General features: G+C 64.0%; 29 protein-coding genes. 10 read left to right on the top strand and 19 right to left on the bottom strand.

The features are described from left to right. Window positions 1–58: 58 nt before the first annotated feature. Window positions 59–1,894, bottom strand: a complete 1,836-nt coding sequence (locus AB0H22_RS06900; RefSeq protein ID WP_180749242.1) for an acyl-CoA dehydrogenase — start codon at window positions 1,892–1,894, stop codon at window positions 59–61. A gap of 248 nt (window positions 1,895–2,142) precedes the next feature. Between AB0H22_RS06900 and AB0H22_RS06895 the strand changes: the two genes are divergently transcribed. Then, window positions 2,143–2,718 (top strand): DinB family protein, encoded by a 576-nt coding sequence (locus AB0H22_RS06895; protein ID WP_180749241.1) that lies wholly within the window; start codon window positions 2,143–2,145, stop codon window positions 2,716–2,718. On the opposite strand, the gene AB0H22_RS06890 is transcribed toward AB0H22_RS06895, so the two are convergent. Next, window positions 2,715–4,481 (bottom strand): serine/threonine-protein kinase, encoded by a 1,767-nt coding sequence (locus AB0H22_RS06890; RefSeq protein ID WP_358145656.1) that lies wholly within the window; start codon window positions 4,479–4,481, stop codon window positions 2,715–2,717. The two genes, AB0H22_RS06895 and AB0H22_RS06890, sit on opposite strands and share 4 nt — an antisense overlap. 109 nt (window positions 4,482–4,590) lie before the next feature. Here AB0H22_RS06890 and AB0H22_RS06885 point away from each other — a divergent pair, with 109 nt between their 5' ends. Both AB0H22_RS06885 and AB0H22_RS06880 read left to right on the top strand, forming a co-directional pair. Beyond that, window positions 4,591–5,556, top strand: coding sequence for a 2-oxoglutarate and iron-dependent oxygenase domain-containing protein (locus tag AB0H22_RS06885; protein WP_358146124.1), 966 nt, complete (start codon window positions 4,591–4,593; stop codon window positions 5,554–5,556). Between the two features lie 96 nt (window positions 5,557–5,652). Then, window positions 5,653–5,964: a hypothetical protein gene (locus AB0H22_RS06880; RefSeq protein WP_180749239.1), complete on the top strand. Its 312-nt coding sequence runs from the start codon at window positions 5,653–5,655 to the stop codon at window positions 5,962–5,964. 44 nt (window positions 5,965–6,008) lie between these two features. Here AB0H22_RS06880 and AB0H22_RS06875 read toward each other — a convergent pair whose 3' ends face one another. Together AB0H22_RS06875 and AB0H22_RS06870 are read right to left on the bottom strand one after the other, a co-directional pair. Then, window positions 6,009–6,722, bottom strand: coding sequence for a hypothetical protein (locus tag AB0H22_RS06875; protein WP_358145654.1), 714 nt, complete (start codon window positions 6,720–6,722; stop codon window positions 6,009–6,011). A 5-nt stretch (window positions 6,723–6,727) separates the two neighbouring features. Then, the gene (locus tag AB0H22_RS06870; RefSeq protein ID WP_180749237.1) at window positions 6,728–7,525 is read right to left on the bottom strand and encodes a crotonase/enoyl-CoA hydratase family protein; all 798 of its coding nucleotides are present in this window, start codon (window positions 7,523–7,525) and stop codon (window positions 6,728–6,730) included. A gap of 28 nt (window positions 7,526–7,553) precedes the next feature. Between AB0H22_RS06870 and AB0H22_RS06865 the strand changes: the two genes are divergently transcribed. Then, window positions 7,554–8,042: a flavin reductase family protein gene (locus AB0H22_RS06865; protein WP_180749236.1), complete on the top strand. Its 489-nt coding sequence runs from the start codon at window positions 7,554–7,556 to the stop codon at window positions 8,040–8,042. Here AB0H22_RS06865 and AB0H22_RS06860 read toward each other — a convergent pair whose 3' ends face one another. Beyond that, a complete protein-coding gene (locus AB0H22_RS06860; RefSeq protein ID WP_180749235.1) occupies window positions 8,043–8,477 on the bottom strand; it encodes a tautomerase family protein in 435 nt (144 codons plus the stop codon). Window positions 8,478–8,512: 35 nt separating this feature from the next. Further along, window positions 8,513–9,208, bottom strand: a complete 696-nt coding sequence (locus tag AB0H22_RS06855; protein ID WP_358145651.1) for an SDR family oxidoreductase — start codon at window positions 9,206–9,208, stop codon at window positions 8,513–8,515. 89 nt (window positions 9,209–9,297) lie between these two features. Between AB0H22_RS06855 and AB0H22_RS06850 the strand changes: the two genes are divergently transcribed. Continuing rightward, window positions 9,298–9,765: a helix-turn-helix domain-containing protein gene (locus AB0H22_RS06850; protein ID WP_358146122.1), complete on the top strand. Its 468-nt coding sequence runs from the start codon at window positions 9,298–9,300 to the stop codon at window positions 9,763–9,765. Here the strand turns inward: AB0H22_RS06850 and AB0H22_RS06845 are convergent. From AB0H22_RS06845 to AB0H22_RS06795, 11 genes are all read right to left on the bottom strand, one after another. Further along, the gene (locus AB0H22_RS06845; protein WP_180749233.1) at window positions 9,762–10,376 is read right to left on the bottom strand and encodes a flavodoxin family protein; all 615 of its coding nucleotides are present in this window, start codon (window positions 10,374–10,376) and stop codon (window positions 9,762–9,764) included. The genes AB0H22_RS06850 and AB0H22_RS06845 overlap by 4 nt on opposite strands. Before the next feature lie 11 nt (window positions 10,377–10,387). After that, window positions 10,388–10,927 (bottom strand): SRPBCC family protein, encoded by a 540-nt coding sequence (locus tag AB0H22_RS06840; RefSeq protein ID WP_180749232.1) that lies wholly within the window; start codon window positions 10,925–10,927, stop codon window positions 10,388–10,390. Further along, window positions 10,924–11,241 carry a metalloregulator ArsR/SmtB family transcription factor gene (locus AB0H22_RS06835; RefSeq protein ID WP_180749231.1) on the bottom strand — a complete coding sequence of 106 codons (318 nt, stop codon included), beginning with the start codon at window positions 11,239–11,241 and terminating at the stop codon, window positions 10,924–10,926. The genes AB0H22_RS06840 and AB0H22_RS06835 overlap by 4 nt, the downstream gene beginning before the upstream one ends. Before the next feature lie 81 nt (window positions 11,242–11,322). Beyond that, window positions 11,323–11,478: a hypothetical protein gene (locus tag AB0H22_RS06830; RefSeq protein ID WP_180749230.1), complete on the bottom strand. Its 156-nt coding sequence runs from the start codon at window positions 11,476–11,478 to the stop codon at window positions 11,323–11,325. Between the two features lie 75 nt (window positions 11,479–11,553). Beyond that, entirely contained in the window at window positions 11,554–12,162 is a 609-nt protein-coding gene (locus tag AB0H22_RS06825) for an SRPBCC family protein (protein WP_180749229.1), read from the bottom strand. An 81-nt stretch (window positions 12,163–12,243) separates the two neighbouring features. Continuing rightward, on the bottom strand, window positions 12,244–12,990 hold the full coding sequence (locus AB0H22_RS06820; RefSeq protein WP_180749228.1) for a succinate dehydrogenase/fumarate reductase iron-sulfur subunit: 747 nt from the start codon (window positions 12,988–12,990) through the stop codon (window positions 12,244–12,246). A 1-nt stretch (window position 12,991) separates the two neighbouring features. After that, the gene (locus AB0H22_RS06815) at window positions 12,992–14,908 is read right to left on the bottom strand and encodes a fumarate reductase/succinate dehydrogenase flavoprotein subunit (RefSeq protein WP_180749227.1); all 1,917 of its coding nucleotides are present in this window, start codon (window positions 14,906–14,908) and stop codon (window positions 12,992–12,994) included. A gap of 32 nt (window positions 14,909–14,940) precedes the next feature. Next, window positions 14,941–15,750 carry a hypothetical protein gene (locus AB0H22_RS06810; protein ID WP_180749226.1) on the bottom strand — a complete coding sequence of 270 codons (810 nt, stop codon included), beginning with the start codon at window positions 15,748–15,750 and terminating at the stop codon, window positions 14,941–14,943. 52 nt (window positions 15,751–15,802) lie between these two features. Beyond that, window positions 15,803–16,075, bottom strand: coding sequence for a hypothetical protein (locus AB0H22_RS06805; RefSeq protein WP_180749225.1), 273 nt, complete (start codon window positions 16,073–16,075; stop codon window positions 15,803–15,805). 203 nt (window positions 16,076–16,278) lie between these two features. Continuing rightward, complete coding sequence (locus tag AB0H22_RS06800; protein WP_180749224.1) at window positions 16,279–17,334, bottom strand: isocitrate/isopropylmalate family dehydrogenase; 1,056 nt, start codon at window positions 17,332–17,334, stop codon at window positions 16,279–16,281. Next, window positions 17,331–18,794 carry an NAD-dependent succinate-semialdehyde dehydrogenase gene (locus AB0H22_RS06795; protein ID WP_180749223.1) on the bottom strand — a complete coding sequence of 488 codons (1,464 nt, stop codon included), beginning with the start codon at window positions 18,792–18,794 and terminating at the stop codon, window positions 17,331–17,333. The genes AB0H22_RS06800 and AB0H22_RS06795 overlap by 4 nt, the downstream gene beginning before the upstream one ends. Window positions 18,795–18,860: 66 nt before the next feature. Here AB0H22_RS06795 and AB0H22_RS06790 point away from each other — a divergent pair, with 66 nt between their 5' ends. Further along, window positions 18,861–20,105 (top strand): aminotransferase class III-fold pyridoxal phosphate-dependent enzyme, encoded by a 1,245-nt coding sequence (locus AB0H22_RS06790; RefSeq protein ID WP_180749222.1) that lies wholly within the window; start codon window positions 18,861–18,863, stop codon window positions 20,103–20,105. Then, window positions 20,105–20,599: a DUF3830 family protein gene (locus AB0H22_RS06785; RefSeq protein ID WP_358145644.1), complete on the top strand. Its 495-nt coding sequence runs from the start codon at window positions 20,105–20,107 to the stop codon at window positions 20,597–20,599. The genes AB0H22_RS06790 and AB0H22_RS06785 overlap by 1 nt, the downstream gene beginning before the upstream one ends. Window positions 20,600–20,609: 10 nt before the next feature. Here AB0H22_RS06785 and AB0H22_RS06780 read toward each other — a convergent pair whose 3' ends face one another. After that, window positions 20,610–22,001: an amidase gene (locus tag AB0H22_RS06780; protein WP_358145642.1), complete on the bottom strand. Its 1,392-nt coding sequence runs from the start codon at window positions 21,999–22,001 to the stop codon at window positions 20,610–20,612. After that, the gene (locus tag AB0H22_RS06775) at window positions 21,994–22,959 is read right to left on the bottom strand and encodes a D-2-hydroxyacid dehydrogenase (protein ID WP_180749217.1); all 966 of its coding nucleotides are present in this window, start codon (window positions 22,957–22,959) and stop codon (window positions 21,994–21,996) included. The genes AB0H22_RS06780 and AB0H22_RS06775 overlap by 8 nt, the downstream gene beginning before the upstream one ends. A gap of 123 nt (window positions 22,960–23,082) precedes the next feature. On the opposite strand from AB0H22_RS06775, the gene AB0H22_RS06770 reads away from it, so the two are divergent. The 3 genes from AB0H22_RS06770 to AB0H22_RS06760 are packed head-to-tail and all read left to right on the top strand — an operon-like array spanning window position 23,083 to window position 25,280. Continuing rightward, on the top strand, window positions 23,083–23,844 hold the full coding sequence (locus tag AB0H22_RS06770; RefSeq protein ID WP_180749216.1) for an Asp/Glu/hydantoin racemase: 762 nt from the start codon (window positions 23,083–23,085) through the stop codon (window positions 23,842–23,844). Next, the gene (locus tag AB0H22_RS06765; RefSeq protein WP_180749215.1) at window positions 23,837–24,559 is read left to right on the top strand and encodes a maleate cis-trans isomerase; all 723 of its coding nucleotides are present in this window, start codon (window positions 23,837–23,839) and stop codon (window positions 24,557–24,559) included. Before AB0H22_RS06770 ends, AB0H22_RS06765 begins: the two co-directional genes overlap by 8 nt. A 28-nt stretch (window positions 24,560–24,587) precedes the next feature. Continuing rightward, window positions 24,588–25,280, top strand: coding sequence for a GntR family transcriptional regulator (locus AB0H22_RS06760; RefSeq protein WP_180749214.1), 693 nt, complete (start codon window positions 24,588–24,590; stop codon window positions 25,278–25,280). Window positions 25,281–25,298 lie beyond the last annotated feature (18 nt).

The raw sequence follows: 25,298 nt of genomic DNA, 5'->3' as shown, positions 1-25,298 counted from the left end.
AAACAGACGAAGCCCCCGGCTCCCAGAAGAGGGAAACGGGGGCTTCGTTGTCAACGAATCAGAATGCGGCTTCGTCGAGCTCCATGATGTCGTTGTCGACGTTGTCGAGGATCGCCCGAGTCGAGGTCAGCTGCGGCAGCATGTTCTTGGCGAAGAACGATGCGACCGCGATCTTGCCCTCGTAGTAGGACTTATCGGCGCCGGTCGCGCCGGCGTCCAATGCCTCGATTGCCACGGCGGCCTGACGCTGCAGCAGCCAGCCGATCAGCAGATCGCCCACGCTCATCAGGAAGCGCACGGAGGCCGTGCCGACCTTGTAGACCTGGGTGATCTCCTGCTGTGCGGCCATCAGGTTCGTGGTCATGGTCGCGGCCATGCCCTGTACGTCCTCCAAAGCCGTTGCGAGCAGTGCGCGCTCGGCCTTGAGGCGGCCGTTACCGGTCTCGCTATTGACGAACTCATCGATCTTGCCGGAGATGAAGGCCAGCGACTTGCCCTGGTCCTTGACGATCTTCCGGAAGAAGAAGTCCTGGGCCTGGATCGCGGTGGTGCCCTCGTACAGCGAGTCGATCTTGGCGTCGCGGATGTACTGCTCGATCGGGTAGTCCTGCAGGAAGCCGGAGCCACCGAAGGTCTGCAGGCTCTCGGTCAGCTTCTCGTAGGCGCGCTCCGAGCCCACACCCTTGATGATTGGCAGCAGCAGATCGTTGAGCTTTACCGCGTCCGAGGCCTCGACACCGTTGATGACATCGGCGGTCACGGTGTCCTGGAAGGTGGTGGCGTAGAGGTACAGCGCGCGCAGGCCCTCGGCGTACGCCTTCTGGGTCATCAGTGAGCGGCGCACGTCCGGGTGGTGGGTGATGGTGACGCGCGGCGCGGTCTTATCCGTCAGCTGTGTCATATCGGCGCCCTGCACGCGGGTCTTCGCGTACTCAAGTGCGTTCAGGTAACCGGTCGACAGGGTGGCGATGGCCTTGGTGCCCACCATCATGCGGGCCTGCTCGATGACGTCGAACATCTGCGCGATGCCGTTGTGCACCTCGCCGACCAGCCAGCCCTTGGCGGGAACGCCATGCTGGCCCAGGCTCAGCTCACAGGTGGCCGAAACCTTCAGGCCCATCTTGTGTTCGACGTTGGTGACGAAGACGCCGTTGCGCTCGCCCGGCTCGCCGGTGGTGAAGTCCGGGATGAACTTGGGCACGAAGAACAGCGACAGGCCCTTGGTACCGGGACCGGCGCCCTCGGGGCGGGCCAGCACCAGGTGCAGGATGTTCTCGAACATGTCGTCGGAGTCACCCGAGGTGATGAAGCGCTTCACGCCGTCGATGTGCCAGGAGCCGTCCTCCTGCTTGACGGCCTTGGTGCGGCCGGCACCGACATCCGAACCGGCGTCGGGCTCGGTGAGCACCATGGTGGCGCCCCAGCCGCGCTCGGCGGCGAACTCGGCCCACTTCTTCTGCTCATCGGTGGCCACGTTGTAGAAGATCTGCGCGAAACCGGCACCGCCGCTGTACATCCAGACTGCGGGGTTGGCGCCCAGGATCATCTCCTGGATGGCCCACATCAACGCGCGTGGAACCGGGCTACCGCCGAGTTCCTCGATCAGGCCGAGGCGATCCCAGCCGGCGTCGGTAAGCGCCTTGACGGACTTCTTGAAAGCCTCGGGGATGGACACCGAGTGGGTCTCGGGGTCGAAGACCGGTGGGTTGCGGTCACCCTCGACGAAGGAGTCGGCGAGCGGCCCCTCGGCCAGCGTGCGCATCTCGGAAAGGAAAGTGCGAGCGGTGTCTTCGTCCAGCTCAGGGAAGGTCTCGGATCCGAATACCTGCTGGATTTTGAAGAGCTCGAAGAGGTTGAACTCCAGGTCGCGGACGTTCGACTTGTAGTGGCCCATGTGCGTCGTTGCCTTTTCTCGTGGGGCTGTTCTGATATTCGGTTGGGTTCTTACTGCTGATTAAGTTACCCACCGGTAACAAGTGAACTATACCGCCGACCGCCGTGTGACAAAAGTCCTGGCTTTGTGGTTGTCATCACAATCTGATATCGCAGGTCAGTGGTGGTTTTCCGCTGTTCTCGTGAGTGATGTCGGTGGTGTGGTGTTGGCTTGTGCGTGCCAGCTCACAGCCCTGAGAGGAACGTTGTATGCCTGCCTTAGCTTCGCCGCCGAAACCCAATGATCGTGACGGGTTGATCGGTTTCCTGTCCCAGCAGCAAGACGCGTTTCGGATCGTGGCCTTTGGTTTGACCGATGAGCAGGCCAGGCTGACGCCGACGGTGGGAACGCTGTCGGTCGGTGGCCTGATCAAACACATCACCAATGTTCAGCACTCGTGGACCGACAAGATCATCGCTGCGCCGGGTAGTGGGTCGGCCGGTGAGCGCGCGGCCGACGAGTTCACGCTGCGTGATGAAGAGACGCTCGCGGGCGCCCTGGCGGCGCTGGCCGCGCAGAACGCCGCCACTCTGGCCGCCATCGCCGAGGCCGACCTTGACGCGGCGGTCCCGGTGCCGAGAAGCGCTCCATGGTTTCCCAAGGACCTGGACGCCTGGAATGTGCGCTGGGTGGTGCTGCATCTCATCGAGGAGGTGGCCCGGCATGCCGGGCACGCCGATATCGTTCGCGAGTCCATTGACGGCGCAACGATGTACGAGCTCCTGGCGGCCGCCGAGGGTTGGGAGCCCACGGATTGGCTCACGCCGTGGACGCCGAAGGGCTAACGGCCGTACCGCAGGATCTTCATGGTGGTGGCGAAGTTCAGCGCTGTCGCGCTGAGGGTGCCCGCCGCGTCGTTCCGGTTGGTCGCACCGCTCACCAGGATGTACACGAGTAGTCCGCGCACGACGTTGAACGACACGTGCTGCCGAACACCGTTCGCCCCTGACGGAAACATGAAGCACGATTCCGTTGTGGTGAGCTCCTTTTGGCCATTCTGGGCCGGGGGCGACTCGTCGAACTCGAATGAGCATCGCCAGGTGGTACTCGCGCCGGGGATGGTATACGCGACGGCGTCGCACTTCTTCAAGGCATCGGATGTGCCGTCGGTGGATAGGGCATCGGATGCCGGGACAACCCTGATCAGGATTTCCCGCTGGGGTTTGTTGCGGTCGTGCAGATAGAGAGTCGAGATCTCCCGGCCTTTGGAACGTAGCGCCCAGATGGGGTCAATGGTGTTGCAGCCCGCGGGAGTTCCACCGATATTGGTGGCAGCACCGGGTGGTACCGCCGGATTGAACTCGCCTGATCTGAAGGTCGGTGCCGGGTTCTTCTCCCATCCGTCGGGATAGTCGAATTGTCCGGGCAGCAAGGTGTCGAGGATGCTGTTCGGCTGTCCGGCCAGCGACTCTCCCGGCTTCACCATGGGGGCGCTGGACCCGGACTGCGTAGTGTTTTTTGTTGTGCTGTCATGGCGGGGCCAGATCACGACGGCGACGACAGCCGATGCGACCACCAGCACAGTGGTGCCGACGAGAGCCGCAATCCGCTTGTGCTTACGCAGCATTCGTGCCGAATCCGCTGCGGCAGGGGGAGCGGTGGTCTGCGCGAAGTGCGATGTCGTGGTGGGCACGGGTTGGGTCAATGTCTGCCGGTGCTGGGCTGGGTCCGTCAGGAGATGTTGTGCGGCGAGGGCGAACTCTCCGGCGCTTTGATACCGATCGGCCGGATTCTTGGCCATCGCCTTGGCGATCAACGCATCCATCGACTCGGGGACCGCGGCGAACTGTGAGATGCGGGGCGGAGGCGCCGAGAGGTGTGCGTTGATGATCGCGGGTAGGGAGCCACCGGAGCCGAATGGTGGTTGGCCCGTCAGCATCCGAAAGAGCGTGCAGCCCAGGGCGTAGACATCGGCGCGGCCGTCGACCGCCGCGCCGGACAGGACTTCCGGTGCGGCGTATCCGATGGTCGCGGTCACGTTTCCCGCCGAGGTGACGGTGTTGCTGTCGTCGAGCGCTCGGGTTACACCGAAGTCACCCAACATGATTCGGCGATCTCCCGCGGAGATCAGAATGTTGGCCGGTTTCACATCGCGGTGTACCAGACCACGGGCATGCAGGTAGTCGAGCGCCTTGGCCACCTCGCCGACGATGTGGATGGCCCGGTTCAGCGTCATGCGGCCATTTACGGATTCGGAGTGCGCATCGCTGCCCTGGACGTACTGCATGGCGATCCACAGATCGCCCTCCGGCGTCTCGCCGCGGTTGTGCACCGTGACGATGTTCGGGTGGTCCAGGGAGGCGGCGAGCGAAGCCTCCCGCATGAACCGTGCCCGGAAGGACGGGTCGCGTGAGGCTTGGGCGTTGAGGATCTTCAGAGCCTCGGGGCGTTGCAGATTCGGATTGGCGGCGAGATACACGGTGCCCATGCCGCCGCGGCCGAGGACGCGCTCCACCTGATATCCGGATACGACCGTCCCCGATGGTAGGTCGCCGGCTTGTGCGCGCTGGCTACCCGGACCCGGTGAGGGCCTCTCCGATGACGTCATTTCCCCTGTGCGTCCCTCTCGCCCGACGGTTTGGCCATCGTACTTGGGATATTTCCTCATGACGGTCAAGACCGTGGCCGCGGTGAGGCCTGCCGAGGACCATGGAGGCATGGGTGAGCTTCCCGTCGTCGACCTATCCGGCGATCCGCACCAGCTACGCGCGAAGCTGCGAGAGGTCACCCATGAGGTCGGGTTCTTTTACCTCACCGGTCACGGTGTTGCGACTCGGCTTGTCGAGGAGGTGCTGTCGGCTGCTCGCAGACTTTTCGCTCTACCGGAGGCGGACAAAGACGCGATCGCCATGGTGCGAAGCCCGCATTTTCGCGGGTTCACCCGGCTCGGTGGAGAGCTGACAGGCGGGCTGACCGATTGGCGTGAGCAGATCGACATCGGGCCGGAACGTCAGGCGAATCTTCACGGGGACGGCGACGACTACATGTGGTTGCAGGGGCCCAACCAGTGGCCGGATGCTGTTCCCGAGCTGCGGACGGCGCTCACGGCCTGGGATTCCGCCCTTGCTGCCGTGGGGCGAAAGCTACTGCAGGAGTGGGCCATTGCCCTTGGTTCGGCGGGCGGCGTGTTTGACGAGGCATTCGGTGCCGAACCCGCGACGCTGATCAAGGTCATCCGGTACCCCGTCAGCGGGACGACCACGCAGGGGGTGGGTGCGCATCGCGACTCCGGTGTGCTGACCCTGCTCCTGGCCGAACCCGATGTCGGAGGTCTTGAGGTCGAGGTGGATGGGACGTGGCTGGAGGCGCCAGGGCGTGCGGGTGCGTTCATCGTGAACATCGGCGAACTGCTCGAACGGGCCAGTGGTGGGTATCTGCGTGCCACCCGTCATCGGGTGAGACTGACGGGGGAGCCCCGCATCTCGGTTGCCTACTTCTTCAATCCCAGGCTTGACGCGCGCATCCCCACGCTGGAGCTGCCACCGGAGTTGGCGGACCGGGCGCGAGGTGTCACGGTCGATCCCGATGATCCGATTCACGCGACGTACGGCGCCAACGCGTGGAAGAGCCGGCTGCGGGCCCATCCCGATGTGGCCAGCGCGCATGGACACGTAAACACCTAGCCTCCTGGCGATCCTCTGGTTCCGCTCCGCGAACCGCCGATGCGCGTAATACTCGGGCTGTGGCAAACTATCGCCATAAACCGAGGAGGAGGAACCATGCGGACAATCTGTTCGATGGCTGCGGGGATCGGACTGGCGGCGATGATGTTCGCTGCACCCATCGCGTCGGCAAACCCGGGGGAGGGCCCCGTTGCGGTCCAGTGTCAGGTGTATGCCGACAACAACTTCGGCCCACCTGGTTTCGGTCCGGGAAGCATGCCGGGTATGGGCTTCGGCATGAAGCAGTGGGCCGGCGCCGTGATTGGCCGCGGAAGTAACGAGGCCGAGGCGCGACAGGATGCGGAGCGGCAGATGTGGGGCCCGTACGGTATGGCGCCCGAGCTCCGCGACTGCGTGCCTGCAGCGTAGTCAGCGAAACAAGATCACGGCAGACGCGAATTTGTAAGCAACCCTCAGCGGGGGGCGCCGATTCCGTCGCGCAGCTTACGGATCGTGAGTCCTAGTACGCCCTCGCCGGGTCGGGGGTCATCACCCGAGGCGTTCACCGACACCACTCGTCCTTGGACGATGCCGTAGTACGTCAGGTACCGGAAGTCGAAGCTGCCACGGCAGTGCGACTCGACGGCGATGAGATCGTCCGCCGGAACCGGCGGGACCGGCTGGTGTGCGGTATCCGTGCACTTGATGCCTGCACTGTCCTGATCGGGGCATTGCGCGAGCCGGGTGCGGATGGCGGAAAGGTCCTTCCAGGTACCCGCCTCGGCGATCATGATCGTCAGACTCGCCCCACCAGGAGGGCTCGTGTTCGAGAGGTGCAGTTGCGCCGGGGTATCTGCGGCAGGTGGCTGCGCGGGCATCGCACCCTCGGGATCGCACGGCGCGGCGGTCGCCTCACCGGGGCTCGCTGTGGTGAATACAAGTTCGGCCCGGGCGATCCCGCCGTCGTCGGTGGGCACGGTGAATCCGGGCGGGTACTCGGAGGGGTCGGGCAGATAGGCGGCGAGATCCATCGGCGGTCTCGCGACCGTCGGGCTTGTGGGTGCCTCGCCGGCCACCGGAGCGTGCGCACGCGGCCAGATGAGGGTCACGGCCAAGACGGCGCCGGCGGTGGCCAGCAGCAAGGCAAGGCCGGTCAGCACATGCCGGGTGGGGCTCTGGGCGCTCACGGGCGCTAGATGCTGCGGGCCTTGAACTGGGGCTCGGTCTTGTCGATGCCGGCCTTACGCGCGATAGCGAAGTTGGGTCCGCGCATGAGCCGCAGCTGCAGGCGGCGTTCCAGCCCGAAGGCTCGCCGCGGCACCATGGACCAGGCCTTGTCGAAGAGGGTTTTGGTGGCCGCCACCGAATCGGGGGAGCGGGACAGAATCTGGTCGATGAGTTCCCGCGCATCCGCCTCGGGGTCGGCGCTCACCTGGGTGACGAGTCCGATCTCCTTGGCGTAGAAGCCGTCGAACGTCTCGCCGGTCATCGTCAGCCGCTTCGCGATATCGATCCCGATCAATTGACTCAGCGTGACGCTGCCTGACATATCCGGAATCAGACCCCACTTTGCTTCCAGGATCGAGAACTCGGCGTCGGGGGTGGTGAACCGGAAATCGGCGCCCAGCGCCAGCTGCAGCCCGCCTCCATAGCAACGGCCGTGGATGACGGCGATCACCGGAATGCGCAACCGCCGCCACGCCCAGCACGCTTCCTGAAAACCATTGGTGCCCAGCCAGGGCAGCGGAATGAAGTTCGCGACGATGCGTGCCGGCTCCTTCCCGGCGGCCGCGAAATCCAGCCCGGTGGAAAATGCGTCCCCCTCACCGGACATCACCACCACCCGAATCGAGGTGTCCGCGGCAATATGGCGGGCGACGGCGGTGAGCCCGTTGAGCATGTCGATGGTGAGTCCGTTGAGCTTCTCGGGGCGCGCCAAGGTCACGCGGGCCACCTGGCCATCGACGCGTAGGGTCACATGTGACGTCATGGAGCAAGACTAGAGGTGACAACCATTTATGACGAGCGATACCAGTTTGGACGCGGCCACGCTGCGTGAAGCGTTCGGACACTTCCCGACCGGCGTGGTCGCGATTGCCGCCGAGATCGGCGGGACGCGAACCGGATTGGCAGCCAGCACCTTTGTGCCGGTGTCTCTGGACCCGCCGCTGGTGGCGTTCTGTGTGCAGAATTCCTCGACGACCTGGCCGAACCTGCGGGTGGCCCCACGCCTGGGTATCAGCGTGCTCGGGGAGGCGCATGACGACGCCGCCCGGACGCTGGCTGCCAAGACCGGCGATAGGTTCGCCGGGCTCGACACCTCGACCACCGACACCGGTGCGGTGTTCATCGGCGGCACCACGGCCTGGCTCGAGACGTCCATCGAGTCCGAGGTGCCCGCCGGTGACCATGCGATCGTCATTCTCAACATCCACGGGTTGACCGTGCACTCCGCTGTGGCGCCGATCGTTTTCCACCGCAGCAAGTTCCGTAAGTTGCTCAGCTGATCAGACGTTGACCGGGTAGGGGTCGGATCTGTTGGTTCGAGCCCACTCGCGTTCGGCCTCGGAGTTCATTGGCGGCGGCACCAGCCCGTTGATCATCCAGAGTTCCTCGCTGGTCTCGTCGATATGGAACTCCCAGTGCAGGTCTGCCTTGTCCATATGTGGTGCAAGCACGCTGCCGATGTACTGGGTGATGCGCTCGCGCCCGGCCTTGTCGGGCAGGGTGCGAGCGATGTGATCCACGACGATCCGTACTGCTGTCTCGGTTCGTTCACCGCCAACGTAGAAGTCGGACGGTTCAATCTCCTTGAACACCGTGACCACATAGAACCGTGGGAGCCCCACGGCGACGTATACCTTGGTGATGCTCTTGGCGAGTTCGGATTTCTCGTTGCCGGAAAACACATTTGGCGTGTGATAGATCGTCCACAGCGGCATGGCTTGCTCCTCACTGTCGCTTCCGTAAGTAGTGGTCAGTGGCCGGGGCGGTAGGCGAGGTTCTCGACGGGGCCGGACAGCAGCGACTTGATCTGCGTCGTGAGGTCGTCGGTCAGTACTTCGTTATCGCCCTTGTCCAATGCGTCCATGATTCGTTCGGCGATCACGCGCGGTGGTGTCTTGGGAACGTCGAGCACTGACACCATGTCGGTGTCGATGAACCCGGCATGGACGCCGAGCACGTGGGTGTTCTGCGGTTCCAGCTCCAGGCGCAGCGAGTTCGTCACCGACCAGATGGCGGCCTTCGACGCCCCATAGGCGCCGGATCCGCCCAGCCACGAGAGCACCGAATGGATGTTCACGATGGCTCCGCCACCGTTGGCCTTGAGGATCGGGGCGAATGCCCTGACGATCCGGAGTGGACCGAACACGTTGGTCTGGAAGGTTGCGTCGATGCCGTCGAAGTCACCGGTGAGAAGCGAATCGGGATGGAGCACACCCGCGTTGTTGACCACGATTTCGACGTCGGAGAGGTCGTGGGCCAAGGCGCTTACCGATGCCTCGGAGGTCACCTCGAGTTGTTTGGTCACCACGTTCTCGCGCGGGTCTTCAAAGGGTTCGCGCGCGGTGCTGTAGACCTTGCGCGCTCCGCGGCTCAGCACCTCGTCGACGATCGCCGCGCCCAGACCGCGGCGTCCTCCGGTGACCAGAACTACCTTGCCTTCGATCATGCCTCACTCCTAACTAACGATTACGTTACTTAGAACGGTAGCGGCCCTAGCTGGATAACGCAAGCGTTAGTTACAATGTGCTGGTGACCATGGAATTCGAGGGAGTGCTGCAGGACCGCTCGCGGTGGAACACCGGCGCGTGTTCGATCGGGAAGGCACTAGACCTCCTCGGGACCAAAACCGCATTCTTGATCGTCCGCGAATGCTTCTATGGCTCAACTCGATTCGACGATTTTTCGGAGCGAATAGGGGTGTCTGCGCCTGCGGTATCCCGCGCACTCAGGCAACTGGAGGCCGCGGGGGTCATCGCGAAGGTGCCCTACCGCGATCCCGGTCAGCGGGAGCGAGACGGGTACGTCCTGACCCAAATGGGTGAGGATCTCCTCCCGGTGCTCATCGCCCTGCTCAAGTGGGGAGACGAGTACTTGCAAGACGGTCACAAGCCGCTGGCCTTGATCGACAAGAAGACCGGTCGGGAAGTCGAGGTGCAGGTGACGTCCCGGCCGGGTCAACAGGTTGCCGCAGGCGGTATCGAGATTCAGTGGGCGGGTCGTTAGACGGCTGCCGCAAGCCGTCCCGCGACCAGCTGCCGCGTCACGGTGGCGACGCGTTCCCCCAGGTGGCGGCAGGTCTGCAGGTCGGCGGGATGGACTTGGTCCGCATTGGCGTCGACATCGGTCTGTGCACCCGCGCCCAGCCAGAAGCCGAGCCGGTTGAGATCGTGCTCGCTGCCGGCGGCGCTGTTCCATCCGGCGCCGAGTCCGAGGCTCACCCAATGCATATGGTGCTGTGCGGCGAACACGGCCAGCGAGGTCAACGCATGCAGCTTGTCCCCGGCCTTGGCGCCGGAATTCACGAATCCCGCAGCCACCTTGTCTTGCCAGGCCCCGGCCTGGCATCGCCGGCCAGTCTTTTCGGCGAAGGCCTGGAAACCCGCGGCCACGTTTCCCATGTAGACGGCGCTGCCGAAAATCAGGGCATCCGCGGAGTCCACGGTGTCCCAGTCGGCGTCCGTCATGGAACCTGCAGAAATCAGTGTTACATCTGCGCCTCCGTCGCGGGCGCCGTCGGCGACGGCATGGGCCAGGGTGGCGGTATGGCCGAAACCGGAGTGGTACACGATGGTGACGCGGGGTCCGTTGTTGCCTGGAAAAGCACTGGGGGACATGGTTATTCCTTTCAGTTCGCCGCGTCTGCGGCAATGAGGGCGGCGATTTCCTGATAGCGCTGTCCCCATTCCGGCATCGGCTCGCCGTCGAGGTAGGCGATGAGGCGGTCGAAGAAGGCATGGGTTCCCGGGCGGAAACCGTTGGCGTGCTGCACGCTCAGACCGCGGTGAGTGAATCGCAGCAAGGTCCCGTCGCCGTCGGCGCTCAGCTCGTATCGGACCACGCTATGCGCGGGTTCTGATCCTCTTCGCGCATGCGGCTCATCGAGGATCGCCTGTTTCCACTCGTGTTCGAGGACGTGCGGCGGCTCCCAGACCAGAACGCGACCGGTAACCCGCTTGGCCTCGGTTGGCAGGGGTGGACCGGACGGGACCATCTGGAATTGCCCGCCCGTGCGGGTCTCCAAGGTGGTCTCGCCGATCCAGGCGCGACGCTGTTCGGGGTCCGCGATTGCCGACCACACCGTCTCCACCGGGTAGGGCAGGCGCCGTTCGAAGGTGAGGGCGGCGCGGTCGCCATCCACGGTGAGTTGTCCGAATCGGTTGTTCACGGTTTCTCCTTGTGGGTGCGCGCCAGGTGCTTTTCCAGTGCGTCGAGGTGGGTGTTCCAGAAGTGGCGGTATTGCTCGATCCATTCGTCGATCTGCACCAGGCCATCGGCGCGCAGTGCGTAGATCCGGCGCTGCGCGTCCGGTCTGACTTCCACCAGGCCCACTTCGCGCAGTACTCGCAGGTGTCGCGAAACGGTGGGTTGGGTGAGGCCGGGCAGTGTCGCGACGAGCTCCCCAGCTGTGCGTTCGCCGGTGGCCAGGGCATCGAGCAGCACGCGTCGGCTTGGTTCGGCGACCGCTTCGAAGACGTCCATGACGCCAATATTACATTTCATCTATATAGATGCAACCGCATACAAAGGGCCTGCGCCTATACATCCCAGGGGCGCTACGGCCTAGGGACGCTTGGCGAGTTCTTCTTGGTATCCGCGGACGCGATCGCGTAGCTCGCGTGAATCATCGGCGCGACCTTCGCGATCGGCGAGATCGGCGCGCAACAAGAGCTCCTTGATGGCAGTGCGAATATCTGCGACGCTCACGGTGTCACCCATATTTCGATGCTGCTCGCATTACCCAGAGGTGAGCATTGGTCGCAGGCCACAAAGTCCCGGGCGACTACTTGGAGCTCAGCGTCCGCCCATGATGGAACTCAGCTTGCCGATCTGCCACTTGGCCACCGGACGAACGAAGGGTGCAGCCCAGCGCAGCGGTAGCCAGCCCACCCACTTCGGGGTGCCGCCCACGTTCCAGGTGAGCCGAGTGCCGCCCTGTCCGTTGGCGGTCACTTCGAAGATCTCGGCGGCCGAATCCAGCACCAGCGGAACGGAAAACCCGGTGATGGTGACACCAAGGCGCTGGTTGGGTTCGTTGACGACGATCTGTTCGGCCAGCACGGCGAAGGTGTTGACGAAGGCCCGCTTGGTTCCGACCTCGCGGGATGCGGTGCCTGCGTAGTCGACACCCTTGGTGAGCGGGACCCAGCTCATGAATCGCTCGTCGAGGAGGGCCTTGAACACCTGGTCGGGCGGGTTGGGGAAGTCGCGTTGCACGGAAATCGCGAATGAGGCCCCGGAGGCGAGGTATTCGGGCAGCTGATCGGCGGACACGGTGGTGAGGTTGAACCGTGCCGCCGAGATACCGCCCGCGGCAAGGACCGCCAATAAGATCAAGCCCGCTATTGCTCCGGCGCCGGCCAGGCACACGGCCGCGATGACAATGACCTGCCAGTTTTCCATGGCACCAAACCTAGCGAACGAGCATGCGGTTACGTGCCGGGTTCGGGGTTGTGATCGGACACCAGATTTTCGCTATCCGCTCTATCGGCGGAACAACTTGTTGCCCAACCATACGATCGGGTCGTACTTACGATCGGCGATGCGTTCCTTCATCGGGATCAGCGCGTTATCGGTGATGTGTATGCCTTCCGGGCATACCTCGGTGCAGCATTTGGTGATATTGCAGTAGCCGAGGCCGAGTTCTTCCTGCGCCGCTTCGCGACGGTCGGCGACGTCGAGGGGGTGCATTTCCAGCTCGGCCACGCGCATCAAATAGCGCGGTCCGGCGAAGGCCTTCTTGTTCTCCTCATGGTCACGCACCACGTGACAGGTGTTCTGGCACAGGAAGCATTCGATGCACTTGCGGAACTCCTGCGACCGCTCCACATCCTCCTGCTGCATCCGGTACTCGCCAGGCTGCAGATCTTTGGGCGGAGTGAATGATTGTATTTCCCTGGCCTTTTGATAGTTGAACGACACGTCGGTGACCAGGTCTCGGATCACGGGGAAAGCGCGCAACGGGGTGACCGTGACGGTATCGGACTCGTCGAATGTCGACATCCTGGTCATGCACAGCAGCCGGGGACGGCCGTTGATCTCCGCCGAGCAGGAGCCACACTTGCCTGCCTTGCAGTTCCAGCGCACCGCCAGGTCCGTGGTCTGAGTCGCTTGCAGGCGATGGATGATGTCGAGCACTACCTCGCCCTCGTTCACGGGGACGGTGTAGTCGACAAGCTCGCCGCCATCGTCGTCGCCCCGCCAGACCCGGAGATGCGCGTCGTAGCTCACGTCAGGATTTCCTCTCGGAGTGTTCTGCCAGTTCTTCGGGCGTGAAGTACTTCTCCAGTTCGGTGATCTCAAAAATGTCCAAAAGATCTGAACGCAAAGGAATTTGGGGCTCCGGGGTGACGAGTACATCGGGAACCGCCGGATCGCCGCCGGTGGTGCTACACACCAGTAGCGTCTTGCGCCAAGTGGCGTCCATGCTTGGGTGGTCGTCGCGGGTGTGCCCGCCGCGGCTCTCGGTGCGCAGCAATGCTGCCTTGGCCACGCATTCGCTGACCAGCAGCATGTTGCGCATGTCGATCGCCAAATGCCAGCCTGGGTTGAACTGCCGATGCCCCTCTACTGCAACGCGTTTGAAGCGTTCCTTGAGTTCGTTCAGCTTGACCAGGGCCTGCTCGACTTCCTCCTCCTTGCGGATGATGCCGACGAGGTCGTTCATCGACTGCTGCAAATCGGTGTGCAGGGTGTACGGGTTTTCGAAGGCGCCGCCGTCGGGGGGGCCGTTGAACGGGACCAGGGCGAGTTGGGCGGCCTTATCGATGTCGGTCTCGGACACCTGTGGGCGAGACGCGAGCGTCTTGACGTACTCGGCGGCACCGAGGCCGGCACGCCTGCCGAACACCAGCAGGTCGGAAAGGGAGTTGCCGCCCAACCGGTTTGAGCCGTGCATGCCACCGGAGCATTCACCGGCCGCGAAGAGGCCGGGCACAGTCGCGGCGCCGCTATCGGGATCGACCTCGATACCGCCCATCACGTAGTGGCAGGTCGGCCCGACTTCCATATCGTCTTTGGTGATGTCGACCTCGGCCAGTTCCTTGAACTGGTGGTACATCGAGGGCAGCCGCTTCTTGATCTCCTCGGTGGGGATACGCGAGGCGATGTCCAGGTAAACGCCGCCGTGCGGGGTGCCGCGGCCGGCCTTGACTTCGGAGTTGATGGCCCGGGCCACCTCGTCACGGGGCAGCAGGTCGGGGGTACGTCGTGCGGAGTCGTTGTCCTTGAGCCACTGGTCGGCTTCTTCCTCGGTTTCGGCGTACTGGCCCTTGAACACCGCGGGGATGTAGTCGAACATGAACCGCTTGCCTTCGGAGTTCTTGAGCACGCCACCGTCACCGCGTACACCCTCGGTGACCAGGATGCCTTTGACCGAGGGCGGCCAGACCATGCCGGTCGGGTGAAACTGGATGAACTCCATGTTGATCAGCGTCCCGCCGGCGCGCAGCGCCAGGGCATGCCCGTCGCCGGTGTACTCCCAGGAGTTCGAGGACACCTTGAATGACTTGCCGATACCGCCCGTTGCCAAAACCACTGCGGGAGCCTCGAACAGGATGAAGCGCCCGCTTTCGCGCCAGTATCCGAACGCGCCGGCGATCCGGTCGCCGTCCTTGAGCAGGTCGGTGATGGTGCATTCGTGGAAGATCTTGATGCGGGCCTCATAGTCGCCGGTTTCGGCGAAATCCTCCTGCTGCAGAGAAACGATCTTCTGTTGCATGGTGCGGATGATCTCCAGGCCGGTGCGGTCACCGACGTGTGCCAGCCGCGGGTAGGTGTGGCCGCCGAAGTTGCGCTGGCTGATCCGGCCGTCCTTGGTCCGGTCAAACAGTGCGCCATAGGTTTCCAGCTCCCAGACCCGGTCCGGCGCCTCCTTGGCGTGCAGCTCTGCCATCCGCCAGTTGTTCAGGAACTTGCCGCCGCGCATGGTGTCGCCGAAGTGCACCTCCCAGCTGTCCTTGGCGTTGGCGTTACCCATTGATGCCGCGCAGCCGCCCTCGGCCATCACGGTGTGCGCCTTGCCGAACAGCGACTTGCAGACCACAGCGACCTTGAAGCCCTGCTCACGTGCCTCGATGACGGCGCGCAGTCCGGCGCCACCGGCACCGATCACGACTACGTCGTATTGGTGCCGTTCGAGTTCAGCCATGGATTAACCCCACTACGTTGTGAATTTGATTGCTAACCAACAAATCTAAGGTCGGAGATGGTTCCGCTGGCCACCAACATGATGTAAAAGTCGGTGAGGATCAGCGTGCTCAGGGTGATCCAGGCGAACAACATGTGCCGGGTGTTGAGCTTGCTGACCTGTGTCCAGATCCAGTACCGGACAGGGTGTTTGGAGAAGTGCTTGAGTCGTCCGCCGGTGACGTGCCTGCAGGAGTGGCACGAGATCGTGTACACCCACAATAGGACGACGTTGGTCACCAAGATCACGTTGCCCAAGCCGAACCCGAAACCGCCGGTCTTCTCGGAGTGGAACGCGACGACGGCGTCGTAGGTGTTGACGATCGAGATGAGTGCCGCGGCGTAGAAGAAGTACCGGTGAATGTTCTGCATGATCAGCGGCAGCTTGGTCTCACCGGAGTACTTGGCGTGCGGCTCGGCCACGGCGCAGGCCGTCGGCGACTGCCAGACCGACCTGTAGTAGGCCTTGCGGTAGTAGTAGCAGGTCAGCCGGAATGCCAGCAAGAACGGCAGCGAGATGAAGGCCATCGGGATGAACCACGGCAGCTCACCCACCCAGTGGCCGAAGTGACTCGACCCCGGTAAGCAGGCGGTACTGACGCAGGGCGAATAGAACGGCGTCAGGTAGTGGTACTGCGGCACCCAGTACGCGCTACCCCAGAACGCCCGCACGGTGGCGTAGACGACGAAGGTCGCCAGGCCGAGGTTGGTGAGTAATGGTGCGAGCCACCATTTGTCGGTGCGCAGCGTGCGCTGCTGAATTTTGGCACGCGAAGGCGAGAAGACCCCGGTGGCTTGGCTCATCTGATTCCTTGCTCTTCGCGCAAGCTGGGGGTACCTCCCGCTAGCGGGGGCCTCATCGATAGCCCCCCACGCCTTCGTCGTCGATATCGCCCCAGAATTCGCGGTCGTATTCGGTATCGGGGATCTGAATCTTCTCGTTGCTGCCATGGCGGTGCTCATGCGGCGCGAGGTCCAGGTCCGCGGCGTCGATGTCCAGCCGCTCTACGTCGTTGACGATCCGACGTACGGCCGGGAGGTCGCCGTAACGAGATTGCAGGGAATGGACACACCGGCGCAGGCTGCCAAGTGCTTGGTTGAGCTCGGTGAGCTCCGTCTTTGTCGACATCGGACTCCTTGGGCTGAAGGTGTCGTGGATCACAGGCTACGACACCCATCTTGCCAGCAGAGCCGAACGGGAAGTGACACAAGTCACTGATGTCTTGGTTAAATCACGATCACCGCGCGGATTCGGCGATTGCCACCGCATGCCGAGTGTGGGTGCTATGTACGAAAATCGCGCCGAATACGTGCATACCCCCACGCTCGACGCTAAGGCAGTGCGCGTTCGGCGATTGCAGTGCCGAGCTGTTCGGTGGTGGCGGTTCCTCCGAGGTCGGGGGTGCGGACGCGCCCTTCCGACAACACCTGGTCGACTGCATGGCGGATCTTGTTCGCCGTCTCGGACTCGTGCAGATGATCCAGGAGCATGGCGCCGGCGAGTATCTGCGCGACGGGATTGGCGATGCCCTGTCCGGCGATATCCGGTGCGGAGCCGTGCACCGATTCGAACATCGAGATGGCCGTGCGCTCGGGGTTGATGTTTCCGGATGCTGCAAGCCCGAGTCCTCCAGTGACGGCAGCCGCCAGATCCGAGAGGATGTCGCCAAAAAGATTGGAGGCGACGATGACATCGAGGCTGCCCGGGTCGCTCACCATCCGCGCGGCCAGGGCGTCGACATGTATCGATGTGGACGGTATCTGCGGGTACTCGGCTGCTATCTGGTTGAAGATGCTGTCCCAGTACGGCATTGAATGAATGATGCCGTTCGACTTGGTCGCCGAGCAGACCCGGACACCCGCCGAGGCGGCCAGCTCGAACGCGTACCGGATGATTCGCTCGCATCCGATGCGGGTGAAAATTGATTCCTGTACCGCGAATTCGTTGTGGCTGCCGCGGTTTTGCACGCCGCCGATCGTCGAGTACTCGCCCTCGGTATTCTCGCGCACGATCACCATGGAGAGTGCGTCGGCGGGGACTCCGGCCAAGGGTGAGGCGATACCCGGCAGCAGACGCACCGGTCGCAGGTTCACGTACTGGTTGAAGGCGCGCCGCAGCGGGATCAGCAGGCCCCACAACGACACATCGTCGGGGACTCCTGGATAGCCCACGGCGCCCAGCAGAATCGCGTCGAACGTGGCCAAAATCGCGGGTGCGTCGGCGGGCATCATTGCGCCGGTCTTGGCGTATCTCTCGCAGGAGTAATCGAATTCGGTCCAGTCGATGCGGGCGCCGGTGGCGGCGTCCATCACCTTGACGGCCTCCCGGGTCACGTCGACGCCGATACCGTCGCCGGGGATGCTTGCAACTCTTATCCGGCCGCTCATATGGCTGCTCCTATGTACTTGGTCTCGAGAAACTCCTCGATGCCGGCGAAACCGCCTTCGCGCCCGATCCCGGACTGCTTGACACCCCCGAACGGGGCGGCAGGGGTGGACACCACCCCTCTGTTCAGGCCCACCATGCCGGTCTCCAGTGCCTCGGCCACTCGCCATCCGCGGCGGGTGTCGTTGGTGTACAGGTATGCCACCAAACCGAATTCGGAGTCATTAGCACGGGCGATCACTTCCTCCTCGGTGTCGAAGGTCGCAATGGCCGCGACCGGCGCGAAGATCTCGGTGCGCATCATGTCGCTGTCATCGGGCACATCGGTCAGCACCGACGGAGGATAGAAGTAGCCGATGCGGTCGGGGATATCTCCGCCCAATCGCACAGTGGCGCCGCGGTTCCGGGCATCGGAGACCAGCCGGTCTGCCTTGGCGACGGCATCCAGGTCGATGAGCGGACCCACGTCCACCCCGGATTCGGTGCCGCGTCCCATGTGCAGCGCGGCCATCTTCGCGATGAGTGCCTCGGTGAAGGATTCCGCGATATCGCGCTGCACGTAGATCCTGTTGGCGGCGGTGCAGGCCTGTCCGATGTTGCGCATCTTCGCCGTGAAAGCGCCGCCCGCGGCTTCTTCGGGGTCGGCGTCCGCGAAGACGATGAAAGGCGCGTTGCCGCCGAGTTCCATCGAGGTGCGCCTGACGGTGGGCGCGCACTGCGCCAGCAGGTAGCGACCCACTTCGGTGGATCCCGTGAAGGAGAGCTTGCGTACCCGAGGGTCGGCGAGTAGCGGTGCCATGGTGGCTCCGGGATCATCGGTGGTGATCACCGATACGACTCCGTCGGGGACTCCGGCCTCGCACAGGATGCCCAGCAGCGCGAGGATCGACAGCGGGGTCTGCTCGGCCGGTTTGAGCAGGCAGGTGCAGCCCGCGGCAAGGGCAGGGCCGATCTTGCGGGTCCCCATGGCCAATGGGAAGTTCCACGGGGTGATCAGCAGACACGGTCCCACCGGGCGGTGTGTCACGATCAGCCGCGACCCACCGTCGGGCGCCAGCATCAGGCCCCCGTCCAAACGCACCGCTTCAGCGGCGAACCAGCGGAAGAACTCTGCCGCATAAGCGACTTCGCCACGCGATTCGGCCAGGGGCTTGCCCATCTCCAACGTCATGAGCAGGGCCAGGTCCTCGGTGCGCTCGATCATCAGCGCATACGCGCGCATCAGCACGTCGGAACGCTGCTGCGGTGTCGTTGCGGACCAGGATCGTTGGGCGGCAACGGCATTGTCCAAAGCGGTGAGAGCGACGCCGCCGTCCTGATTGGCGACATCGGCAAGCACTTCCTCGGTGGAGGGGTCGAGCACCGGGAAGGTGGGGCCGCGGCGGGCCTGCTGAGCGACCGCGTTGGCGACCACCGATGTCTCGGTGGTGGACAGGGGGGTAGACACTGTGCCGGGATGCATGCCACCATGCTAGGTAGATTGTCAACAATCGACAATAGTTCCGGACGTATGGAGTTGAGGGGTGTCATGACCGCGTTATCGCCCGTGCTCAAGCAGGCCACCGCGGTGGTGGCGGCGCGAGGCCAGGGTTGCTATCTGTACGACGAAAGTAACCGTGAATACCTGGATTTCACCGCAGGCATCGGGGTGGTGAGCACCGGCCACTGTCACCCGCGCGTGGTGGAGGCCGCGCAGCGCCAGGTGGCCACGCTGATCCACGGGCAATACACCACCGTGATGCACCGCCCGCTGCAGAATCTGGTACGTCGCCTTGGTGACGTGCTGCCCCCGGAACTGGATTCGCTGTTCTTCGCCAACTCCGGCAGTGAGGCCATTGAGGCCTCCGTGCGGTTGGCGCGGCAGGCCACCGGTCGCCCGAATATCGTTGTCTTCCAGGGTGGATTTCATGGACGGACACTGGCCGCCGCCACCATGACAACCTCAGGACCGCGATTCTCCTCGGGAATCGGCCCCCTGATGGCCGGCGTCTACACCGCGCCATTCCCGACGGCGTATCGGTACGGCTGGAGCGAGGCCGAGGCCACCCGATTCGCGTTGCAAGAGCTCGACTACCTGTTCGCGACTGCGACGGCACCTAACCAGGTGGCGGCCATGGTCGTCGAGCCGGTGCTGGGGGAGGGCGGATACATCCCGGCCAATACCGAGTTCCTGACCGGCATAGCAGCGCGGGCTCGGGAGCATGGCATCCTGCTGGTGCTCGACGAGGTGCAGACCGGATTTGGGCGCACCGGAGAATATTTCGGGTATCGGCACTTCGGTGTCATCCCGGATATTCTCGTGATGGCCAAGGGGATTGCGAGCGGATTCCCGATTTCGGGTATTGCGGCCTCGGCCGAGTTGATGGGGCGCGCCTGGCCCGGATCGCAGGGTGGCACCTACGGGGCCAATGCCGTCGCATGCGCGGCGGCGCTGGCCACCCTCGATGTGATCGACGAGGAAGGGCTCGTCGAGAACTCCCGGGCCCGAGGGCAGGAGTTGCTCGACGGTGCGCGAAAGATCGCCGCTGAAAATGGAATTGACGGTGATGTGCGCGGACTCGGTCTCATGGTCGGCGTGGAGTTCAGCAAGGACGCGCAGCCGGCGTCTCAACTCGCTGCGCGCGCGCAGGCCGCCGCCGCCGAGCGGGGTCTGCTCTTGCTCATGTGCGGTCCGCATATGAATGTGGTGCGCATGATCCCACCGTTGGTGGTGACGGCCGATCAGATATCCGATGCCCTCGGCATTTGGACTTCCGTGCTGGCGGGGCTGTGATGGATCGCTACATCTCCATCACGCTGACCCAACGAGGCATCACCTGTCGCGCTCGGCTGCTGGATGCCGAGGCACCGAGAACCTGTGAGACGGTGTGGAATTCGCTACCGTTGACGGGTCAGGCATATCACGCCAAATACGCGCGCAACGAGGTGTACACCCTGCTGCCCCCGCTACTGCCCGCACCCGGCCGTGAGAACCCCACGGTTACCCCGATCCCCGGGGACGTGTGCTTCTTCGGTTTCGAGCCGTGGGAGATCGGGAATCCGGCATACGGTTACGAGCCGGGGTCGGAAGCGCATTCGGCGCAAGGTGCCACCGATCTGGCGATCTTCTACGGTCGGAACAATCTGTTGATCAACGGCGATGCCGGTTGGGTGCCGGGCAATGTGTTCGCGACCATCGAAGAGGGACTGGCCGATATCGCCGCGGCGTGCCAGGACCTGTGGCTTACCGGGGTCCAAGGAGAGCAGCTGGCCTTCGCGCGGGCCTAGCGCGCCGTGCTCAGCCCGCGAGCACCCGTTCCGCGAAGTGGCCGACCGCCAGCACCAGGTCGTCACTGTGTCGCGGGCCCACGATCTGCATGCCGACCGGCAGCCCCGCGGAGGTCCGGCCCACCGGAATGGAGAGCGCGGGCTGTTGAGTCATGTTGAACGGGTAGGTGAATGGTGTCCATTGGGCCCACCAGCGCATACCGGATTCCGGCGGTACATCGGCTCCCACCGGGAAGGCCGGGATCGGCACCGTCGGAGTGATGAGCACATTGTGCATCTCGTGGAAGTCGCCCATCGCAATACCTAATTGCACACACGTGTTGCGTGCCGCCAGGTAATCGGTGGCGGAGGTCCCTGCTCCTGCGCCCCACATGGCTGCCAGTCCCGGATCGATGCTCGCACCGGCCTCGCCGATGGATCCGTAGTTGTTCAGGCTGGCGGCCGCACCCGCGGCCCATAGGGTTTCGAATGCGTCGATCGGATCGGTAAAGCCTGGGTCGGCGTGTGTGACAGGGAGCCCGGCCGCGTCGAGCGCGTTCACCGCGTCTTCAACCAACCTGGCGACCTCGGGATCGACGTCGACATAACCGAGGGTGGGGGAGTAGGCGATATCCAGCCCGGTGATATCGCGGTATACCTGCGAGCGGTAGGTGGTGAGCGTCGGTGACAGCGAGGTGGGGTCGCGGTGATCCGGCAGGCTGATGATGTCCATCAGCAATGCGGCGTCCTCGACCGTGCGGGTGATCGGACCGCCATGTGCCAGTGGACCAAAGGGGCTGATCGGGTACATCGGGACTCGGCCGTGCGTGGGTTTGAATCCGACCACGCCGCAGAAGCTGGCGGGGATCCGGATGCTGCCCCCGCCGTCGGTGCCGATGGACATCGGTGCCATACCTGCGGCCACGGCGGCCGCGCTGCCTCCGGAGGACCCGCCGGCGGTACGGCGCGGGTCGACGGGGTTGTGGGTGGTCCCGCGCTGGTGGCTGTCGGTGACTCCCTTCCACGCAAACTCGGGTGTGGTGGTCTTACCGACCATGACCATGCCGTCGGCCCGGATGCGGTGTACGGCAGGGCTGTCCACCTCCCACGGGCCGGCGGGATCCACCAGATCGGAGCCTCGCAGGGTGGGCCAGTTCTGGGTGAGGAAGACGTCCTTGATGGAGATCGGCACTCCGTCGAGTAGGCCGCGGGTGTAGTTGCCGCGCCAGCGTTCTTCGGATTCGGTGGCCGCCGCCAGGGCTGCCTCCTCGTCGACGAGGCAGTAAGCATTGATAGCGCTGTCTGTTTGGGCGATGCGAGACAGCACCGCAGCCGTCGCCTCGACGGGTGACAGTTCCCCCGAGGTGTAGGCGGTCACCAGTTCGAGGGCCGTCATCTCGGTGGGGTCGGTCGGTTCATGCATTGCGGTGCATCCTGTCCTTGTCGACGATGTTCAGGAGTTCCTCGCCGCGGAGGTACCGTTCGAAATTGGCGATGAACTGGTCCTGGAGGCGATCGGACCAGCCGTGGACGTCACCGCTGTTATGTGGGGTGATGTGTGTATTCGGTGTGCGCCACAACGGATGCCCGACGGGCAGGGGTTCGGGGTCGGTGACATCCAGCGCGGCTCCGGCGATGGTGCCCTGGTTCAGCGCAGTCACCAGGTCCCAGGAGCCGACCAGCTCACCGCGGCCCACGTTGATCAGCCGAGCGGTAGGACGCATCGCCGTGAGCACCTGTGCGTTGACGATGTAGCGCGTCTGTGCCGTGAGTGGTGCCGCCAGCACCAGATACTCGATATCGCCCACATAGGAAGGTAGGTCAGCGGATTCGGCCCTGCCAATTACCGTGACCTGCATACCGGCGGCGGTCAGTAGTGCGGCGATTGCGCGCCCGATCGGCCCGGTGCCGAGCACCGCGACGGGGACCCCCTCGATGCCTTCTGATTCGAAATGCCGCCAGCTCAGGGCGGCCTGTGCCCGGGTGGAGCGGCGGATGTCCTTGGCGAAGGCCAGGATCTGTGCCAGTACGTACTCTGCGATGGGTCGTTCGAAGATGCCGCGGGAGTTGGTGAGCACCACATCACTCTCGACAAATTCGTCGAACAGCACGGGGTCCACACCCGTCGACGCGATATGCACCCAGCGCAACGAATCGGCAGCGGGCCAGGCCTCACGAAACGCCGAGGACCGAAAGTCGTAGACCAACAGAATCTCGGCTCCAGGCAACGCCGTCGTCAGTTGATCGGATTTCACCAGTCGTAGCTCCGCGGCCTTGGCCACCGGGGCGAGCCTGTCCGGAACGGAGTTGGAGGAGTGCTGCACAGTGACAACTGGTCTTCGCGCAAGCGGCTCATCCCCGACAACTGGACGCGCACTCACGTTGACACCGTATGGAGATATCGTATGATTGTCAACAATCTGAGTTGCGATGATCCGCTTGCGTGAAGGGCGTTGGACGCAGCCTCGGGGGACGAGCGATGCTGCGAGTGTTAGGTCCTGCCGGTGGATTTCACGTCACTTCCCGACTTCGCGGAGTCGGCCGACCAGCGTGGCATCGGGATCATTGCACCCTTTGATCTGGCGCTGGAGCGTGAGCTGTGGCGGTGGGTTCCCGCGGAGGTGTCTTTGCATCTCGCCCGCACCCCGTATGAGCCGGTGCCGGTGAGCCGGGCCATGGCGGAGCTGGTGTCCAATACCAGTCACCTGCAAGCGGCCACCCGCGATGTGTTGCATGTCGAGCCGGAAGTCGTTGCGTATCTGTGTACTTCGGGCAGCTTTATCCGGGGAGTTGAGCACGAACGGTCGTTGGTCGAGGCGATCATGGCGGCCGGCGCCAAGTCCGCCGTCACCACGTCGGGTGCGTTGGCCGAGGCGGTGACGGCACTGAATATCAGCCGGATCAGCGTCATCACCCCCTATGACGCCGAGCTGACCGAACTGCTCGTGAAGTTCCTGGGGGAGTTGGGCGTAACGGTGGTGCGGACAGATCACCTGGGCCTGGGCGGTGGGATCTGGAAGGTCAATTACCGGACCGTGGCCGAGCGGATCTTGGCCGCCGATACCGACGAGGCCGAGGCGATCTTCGTCAGCTGTACCAACCTGCGCACCTATGACGTGATCGAGCCTTTGGAGGGCCTGTTGGGCAAGCCGGTACTGACGGCCAACCAACTGACCATCTGGGCGTGCCTGGACCGGATGAGTCTTCCCATGATGGGACCCGGTAAGTGGCTTCGCGATGTATTCGGAGGAGGTTCGAGTGGCTAATGCACGTCCGACCGTGGGTTTCATCTATCCCGACCACGCCGCGGAATCGGATTACCCGTTGGTGGCGCGGCAGCTCGATATGAACTTCCCCGTCGTGCACATCTACGGCACCGACCTGCACGCCGTGCCCGAGCTGCTCGATCTGGGCAGCCCGGACAGGCTCGCCGAGGGGGCACGGCTGTTGCGGCCGCACGAGCCGAGCGCAGTGGTCTGGGCGTGTACCTCGGGCAGCTTTGTGTACGGGCCGCAGGGTGCGGCCGAGCAGGTGGCAGGGCTCTCGGAGTGCAGCGGAACCCCCGCATCGAGCACCTCCTTCGCATTCGTCAATGCTCTTGCCGCCTTGGGTATTTCACGTGTGGCTGTAGCCGCCAGCTATCCACGGGACATCGCCGAGCTGTTCGTGGCCTTCCTGGCGGCGCATGACATCGAAGTGGCGGCGATGGGTGAGGCGGGTATCGACACCGCTGCCGAGGTGGGCCGGCTCGCCGCAGATCAGGTCGACGAGCTGGCGGACGCCAATGACCACCCTGATGCCCAGGCACTGCTGATCCCGGACACCGCCATGCACACCATCGCGCATGTCGAGCGGCTCGAAGCACGCCTGAGTAAGACGGTCTTGACCGCCAACCAGGTGACGGTGTGGGAAGGTTTGCGATTAATCGACGAGGTGCCCGATATTCCGGGTTTGGGGCGGCTTTTCAGGAGAGAACGATGATGGTCTTCGCGCGAGTGGCTCATCCACGATGACGACGCTGGTACCTGAGGAATTCGCCCCGCTGGAACGGCAATCGACGGCCGAGCTGATTGCCGAGCGGCTGCGGATCGCCATTATGCGGGGTGTGCTCGCGCCGGGCGCGCAGCTGGGCGAGGCCTCGTTGGCGGCGCAATTCGCGGTATCCCGAGGACCGCTGCGCGAGGCCATGCAGCGGCTGGTTTCGGAGGGTCTTTTGCGCAGCGAGCGCAATCGCGGCATCTTCGTCATCGAGCTGACCGATGAAGACGTCCAGGACGTCTACCGGGCGCGGGCCGCCATCGAGCGGGCGGCCTTGGAACGCATCATGTCCGGGGATACCGTCACCACCTATCGTCGGCTGGTCGTGCCGGTGGCAATGATGACCGAGGCTGCCACTCGGGGCGATGTCGTCGCCGTCACCGATGCCGATCAAGAGTTTCATCAGGTGCTGGTCGATTGTTCGGGAAGCCCGCGGCTGCGCCGCGCCATGCGCACTCTGCTGGTGGAGACGCGCATGCTGCTGGGCGAGCTGCAGGGCACGTACGCCGACCTCGGTGAGCAGGTCCGCGAGCATGAAGTCCTCTGCGCGGCGATCGGCGCCGGTGACGCGCCCGCGGCGTATCGATTGATCGAGGAGCATATGCGCGATGCGGTGGCGCGTCTGATGGCGCATCGTGGTTCGGCGGGCGGACCGGTGGAGTAAATCCAGACGAACCGGGGT

Origin of the sequence: Mycobacterium sp. NPDC050853, from assembly GCF_040653875.1 — a bacterium.
GTDB lineage: Bacteria > Actinomycetota > Actinomycetes > Mycobacteriales > Mycobacteriaceae > Mycobacterium.
This window is presented reverse-complemented; position numbering and strand designations above follow the sequence as displayed.